General features: G+C 68.8%; 5 protein-coding genes and 1 pseudogene. 4 read left to right on the top strand and 2 right to left on the bottom strand.

Annotated features, from left to right (window positions below; translation table 11 throughout):
- Positions 1-36: 36 nt before the first annotated feature.
- Both AOK24_RS26150 and AOK24_RS26155 read left to right on the top strand, forming a co-directional pair.
- Positions 37-435, top strand: a complete 399-nt coding sequence (locus AOK24_RS26150; protein WP_055722520.1) for an OB-fold nucleic acid binding domain-containing protein — start codon at positions 37-39, stop codon at positions 433-435.
- Between the two features lie 3 nt (positions 436-438).
- The gene (locus tag AOK24_RS26155; RefSeq protein ID WP_055722517.1) at positions 439-1,164 is read left to right on the top strand and encodes a DUF3159 domain-containing protein; all 726 of its coding nucleotides are present in this window, start codon (positions 439-441) and stop codon (positions 1,162-1,164) included.
- A gap of 168 nt (positions 1,165-1,332) precedes the next feature.
- On the opposite strand, the gene AOK24_RS26160 is transcribed toward AOK24_RS26155, so the two are convergent.
- Positions 1,333-2,010, bottom strand: coding sequence for a potassium channel family protein (locus tag AOK24_RS26160; RefSeq protein WP_055722518.1), 678 nt, complete (start codon positions 2,008-2,010; stop codon positions 1,333-1,335).
- The gene (locus tag AOK24_RS26165; RefSeq protein WP_055722519.1) at positions 2,007-2,678 is read right to left on the bottom strand and encodes a potassium channel family protein; all 672 of its coding nucleotides are present in this window, start codon (positions 2,676-2,678) and stop codon (positions 2,007-2,009) included. The genes AOK24_RS26160 and AOK24_RS26165 overlap by 4 nt, the downstream gene beginning before the upstream one ends.
- Positions 2,679-2,997: 319 nt before the next feature.
- Here AOK24_RS26165 and AOK24_RS26170 point away from each other — a divergent pair.
- A partial coding sequence (locus tag AOK24_RS26170) for an APC family permease (RefSeq protein ID WP_420876692.1) occupies positions 2,998-4,648 on the top strand: 1,651 nt, incomplete at its 3' end.
- Positions 4,649-4,650: 2 nt separating this feature from the next.
- A pseudogene (locus tag AOK24_RS51185) lies at positions 4,651-5,044 on the top strand (DNA-binding protein); the annotation flags it as partial.
- Positions 5,045-5,047: the final 3 nt, after the last annotated feature.

Below are 5,047 nucleotides of genomic sequence, written 5' to 3' on the forward strand. Positions count from 1 at the left end.
GGGTGGGGGGTCCGCGGGGGCCGGTACGCTTCTTGTATGAGTGCTGTGCCGCATTCCGAGAAGCCCGTGGGCCGGTTCCGGCGTATGCTCGGCCGGCTCTCCTCCTCGCAGGAGGACCTCGAGTCCGAGGAGCTGCGGGAGGACGCCGAGACCGCCGGGTGTACGCGGATCGAGGACTGCCGGGATCGGCAGATAGTGACCGTTACTGGTACGTTGCGCACGGTCACTCTGCGACCGCGGGCCGGGGTTCCGGCGCTGGAGGCGGAACTGTTCGACGGGTCCGCCGCGTTGGACGTGGTGTGGCTGGGGCGGCGCTCCATCGTCGGCATAGAGCCGGGGCGGCGGCTGATCGCCTCCGGCCGGATCTCGATGAGCAGAGGTCGGCGGGTGCTGTTCAATCCTAAGTACGAACTGAGACCTCTCGGTAGGGAGTAGCCGGTGACGTCGCTCGACAAGCCGACCGGAGAAGAGCAGGCGCGGGATGCTCGGGCGGTGACCGAGGCCGCGTTGTTCGAGGCGTTCGGTGGTGTGCGGGGCATGGTCGAGACGGTCGTGCCCGGGCTGCTGTTCGTGTCGATCTACACGGTCAATCAGGACCTGCACATGTCGGCGATCGCCGCGCTTGCCGTGTCCGTCGTGCTGGTCGTGGTGCGGCTGGTGCGGAAGGGGACCGTCAAGCACGCGTTCAGTGGGGTGTTCGGGGTTGCCTTCGGGGTCGTCTTCGCGATGATGACCGGCAACGCCAAGGACTTCTATCTGCCGGGGATGCTGTACACGCTGGGGCTGGCCCTCGCGTACATCGTCACCACGCTGTGCGGGGTGCCGCTCATCGGGCTCATGCTCGGGCCCGTCTTCAAGGAGAACCTGTCCTGGCGGACTCGGAATCCTGGGCGTAAGAAGGCGTACTCCAAGGCCAGTTGGGCCTGGGGGCTCATTCTTCTCGCCAAGTGCGCGATTCTGTTTCCGCTGTACTGGTGGGCCGATACCACTCAGCTGGGGTGGGTGCTCATCGCGTTGAAGATTCCGCCGTTCCTGTTGGCCGTGTGGCTGACGTGGGTGTTTTTGGCCAAGGCTCCGGCTCCTATCGATGTGTTCGCGGAGATGGAGGCGGAGGAGAAGGCTGAGGAGGAGCGGAAGGCTGCGGCTGCTCGGGGTGCCGAGTAGTTTTTCGCCCCCGCCGCCCCTACCCGTCCCATCCTGAAGGGGCTCCGCCCCTTCGACCCCGGGGTTCGTTTTAGGTGCGGCGCCGTTGGGGCTTGTCGCGCAGTTCCCCGCGCCCCTAAAAAAGGGGGGGTCCCGCCGCGTCGCGGTGGGACCCCCCCTTTCATCTCCCTACGCTTCCGTTTCTTCTCTTCGCACCGACAGCAAGTCCTCCAGCTGTTCCTCCCTTGCCTGGGCTGCTACGAACAGGAGTTCGTCGCCCGGTTCCAGGGAGTCTTCCGCTGTGGGGGTGAGGACTCGGGTGCCTCGGATGATGGTGACCAAGGAGGTGTCCTCGGGCCATTCGACGTCGCCTACCTGGGTGCCGGCCAGGGCTGATTCCTCGGGGAGGGTCAGTTCGACGAGGTTCGCGTCGCCGTGGCTGAAGCGGAGGAGGCGGACCAGGTCGCCGACCGAGACGGCTTCCTCCACCAGGGCCGACATCAGGCGGGGGGTGGAGACCGCCACGTCTACGCCCCAGGACTCGTTGAAGAGCCACTCGTTCTTGGGGTTGTTGACGCGGGCGACGACCCGGGGGACGCCGTACTCCGTTTTCGCCAGGAGGGAGACGACGAGGTTGACCTTGTCGTCGCCGGTCGCGGCGATGACGACGTTGCAGCGCTGGAGGGCCGCCTCGTCCAGGGACGTGATCTCGCAGGCGTCGGCGAGGAGCCACTCCGCCTGGGGGACCCGCTCGACGGAGATGGCCGTGGGGGCCTTGTCGACGAGGAGGACCTCGTGGCCGTTCTCCAGGAGCTCGCCCGCGATCGAGCGGCCGACGGCGCCGGCTCCGGCGATGGCGACCCTCATCGGTGACCGCCTTCCTGGGGGCCCTCGGCGAAGACCGCCTCGACCTTCTCGACCTCGTCGGTCCGCATCATCACGTGCACGAGGTCGCCTTCCTGGAGGACCGTCTGCGAGGTCGGGAGGATCGCCTCGCCCAGCCGGGTGAGGAACGCCACACGGACCCCGGTCTCCTCCTGGAGCGTGCTGATCTTGTGGCCGATCCACGACGGCGACGTGTGCACCTCGGCGAGCTGGACGCCCCCGGTGGGATCGCGCCACAGCGGCTCGGCGCCGGACGGCAGCAGCCGGCGCAGCATCTGGTCGGCGGTCCAGCGGACCGTGGCGACCGTCGGGATGCCCAGGCGCTGGTAGACCTCGGCGCGCCGCGGGTCGTAGATCCTGGCCGCGACGTTCTCCACGCCGAACATCTCGCGCGCCACCCGGGCCGCGATGATGTTGGAGTTGTCGCCGCTGGAGACGGCCGCGAAGGCGCCCGCCTCCTCGATGCCGGCCTCGCGCAGGGTGTCCTGGTCGAAGCCGATGCCGGTGACCCGGCGACCGCCGAAGGAGGAACCCAGGCGCCGGAAGGCGGTCGGGTCCTGGTCGATCACCGCGACCGTGTGCCCCTGCCGCTCCAGGGTCTGCGCGAGGGCTGAGCCCACTCGGCCGCAGCCCATGATGACGATGTGCATGGTCTTACACCACGCTCCCCACAGGTCCGCTGACCTGCTTCGCTGTCGTTCTCATGTTCCTCTCTCGGCTCTTCGGGCAAATCTCGGCTCTTCGGCCACAGCATCGCGGCCGGATGGCGACCGCCAGGCAGACATCATGCCCGGGGGACCGCCGGTCCGGGGACCCGGGGACCGCCGTCGACAGCCCACCTCCAACGTAACGGTTCTCCCCGACAACCTCGCGGGTGGACGACGGAGCGGTTCCTTCCGTGTGGCCGGGCGGTGAAGGTCGGCTCCGGGTGTGGGCGCCCGGGTGTTCGAAGGCTTACGATTCTCTGTTGTGTCCAAACTGACCGACGTGCCCAAACGGATCCTGATCGGGCGCGCTCTGCGCAGTGATCGGCTTGGGGAAACGCTCCTGCCGAAGCGCATCGCCCTCCCTGTCTTCGCCTCCGACCCGCTGTCCTCCGTGGCCTACGCGCCCGGGGAGGTGCTGCTGGTCCTGTCCATCGCGGGCGTGTCGGCGTACCACTTCTCTCCCTGGATCGCCGTCGCGGTGGTCGTCCTGATGTTCACCGTGGTCGCCTCCTACCGGCAGAACGTCCACGCGTACCCGAGCGGCGGCGGCGACTACGAGGTGGCGACCACCAACCTCGGCCCCAAGGCGGGTCTTACCGTCGCGAGCGCGCTGCTCGTCGACTACGTCCTGACCGTCGCCGTGTCCATCTCGTCCGGCATCGAGAACCTCGGCTCCGCGATCCCCTTCGTCGTCGAGCACAAGACGGCGTGCGCGGTCGCGGTGATCGTCCTGCTGACGCTGATGAACCTGCGCGGCGTGAAGGAGTCCGGGAAGCTCTTCGCGATCCCGACGTACGTGTTCGTCGCGGGCGTCTTCATCATGATCGCGTGGGGCGCGTTCCGCGGGCTCGTCCTGGACGACCACATGCGGGCGCCGACCGCGCAGTACGAGATCAAGGCCGAGCACCAGGGGCTCGCCGGGTTCGCGCTGGTCTTCCTGCTGCTGCGGGCCTTCTCCTCCGGCTGCGCCGCGCTCACCGGCGTCGAGGCGATCTCCAACGGCGTCCCCGCCTTCCGCAAGCCCAAGTCGAAGAACGCGGCCACCACGCTCGCCGCGATGGGGCTGCTGGCGGTGACGATGTTCTGCGGGATCATCGTCCTCGCGCTCGTCACGGACGTACGGATGGCGGAGAACCCGGCGACGGACCTGCTGAAGAACGGGGTCGAGGTCGGGTCCGGATACGTCCAGAACCCGGTGATCACGCAGGTCGCCGAGGCCGTGTTCGGCAAGGGCAGCTTCCTGTTCGTGGTGCTCGCCGCGGCGACCGCGCTCGTGCTGTTCCTCGCCGCGAACACCGCCTACAACGGGTTCCCGGTGCTCGGGTCGATCCTCGCGCAGGACCGCTACCTGCCGCGCCAGCTGCACACCCGCGGCGACCGGCTCGCCTTCTCCAACGGCATCGTGCTGCTCGCCGGCGCCGCGATCCTCCTCGTGTGGATCTACGGCGCCGACTCGACGCGGCTCATCCAGCTGTACATCGTCGGCGTGTTCGTCTCCTTCACGCTGAGCCAGACCGGCATGGTGCGGCACTGGAACCGGCACCTCGCCACCGAGACCGACCCCGCCAAGCGGCGGCACATGGTCCGCTCGCGGGCCATCAACGCGTTCGGCGCGTTCTTCACCGGGCTCGTCCTCGTCGTCGTCCTCGTCACGAAGTTCACGCACGGCGCGTGGGTCGCGCTGCTCGGGATGGTCATCTTCTTCGCGACGATGACCGCGATCCGCAAGCACTACGACGGGGTCGCGGCGGAGCTCGCGGCGACCGAGGGGCCCAGCGACGACAGCGTCCGGCCCTCCCGCGTCCACTCCGTGCTGCTCATCTCCAAGATCCACCGGCCGACGCTGCGCGCGCTGGCCTTCGCGAAGCTGATGCGGTCCGACTCGCTGGAGGCGCTCACCGTCAACGTCGACCNNGCGCGAGGAGTGGGAACGGCGCGGGATCGACGTACCCCTCAAGGTCCTCGACTCGCCCTACCGGGAGGTCACGCGGCCGGTCATCGAGTACGTCAAGAGCCTGCGGCGGGAGTCGCCGCGCGACGCGGTGTCGGTGATCATCCCCGAGTACGTCGTCGGGCACTGGTACGAGCATCTGCTGCACAACCAGAGCGCCCTGCGCCTCAAGGGACGCCTCCTCTTCACGCCGGGGATCATGGTGACGTCCGTCCCCTACCAGCTCCAGTCCTCCGAGGCGGCCAAGCAGCGCGCCCGGCGCCGCCAGGAGTGGAACGCGCCGGGGGCGGTCCGCCGGGGCCCGGCGGGGACACCCGAGCGCGAACGGGCCCGGGAGAGCGGGGGGCGGGGGGAGTAGGAG

The organism is Streptomyces niveiscabiei (assembly GCF_001419795.1).
GTDB classification, from domain to species: Bacteria; Actinomycetota; Actinomycetes; order Streptomycetales; family Streptomycetaceae; genus Streptomyces; species Streptomyces niveiscabiei.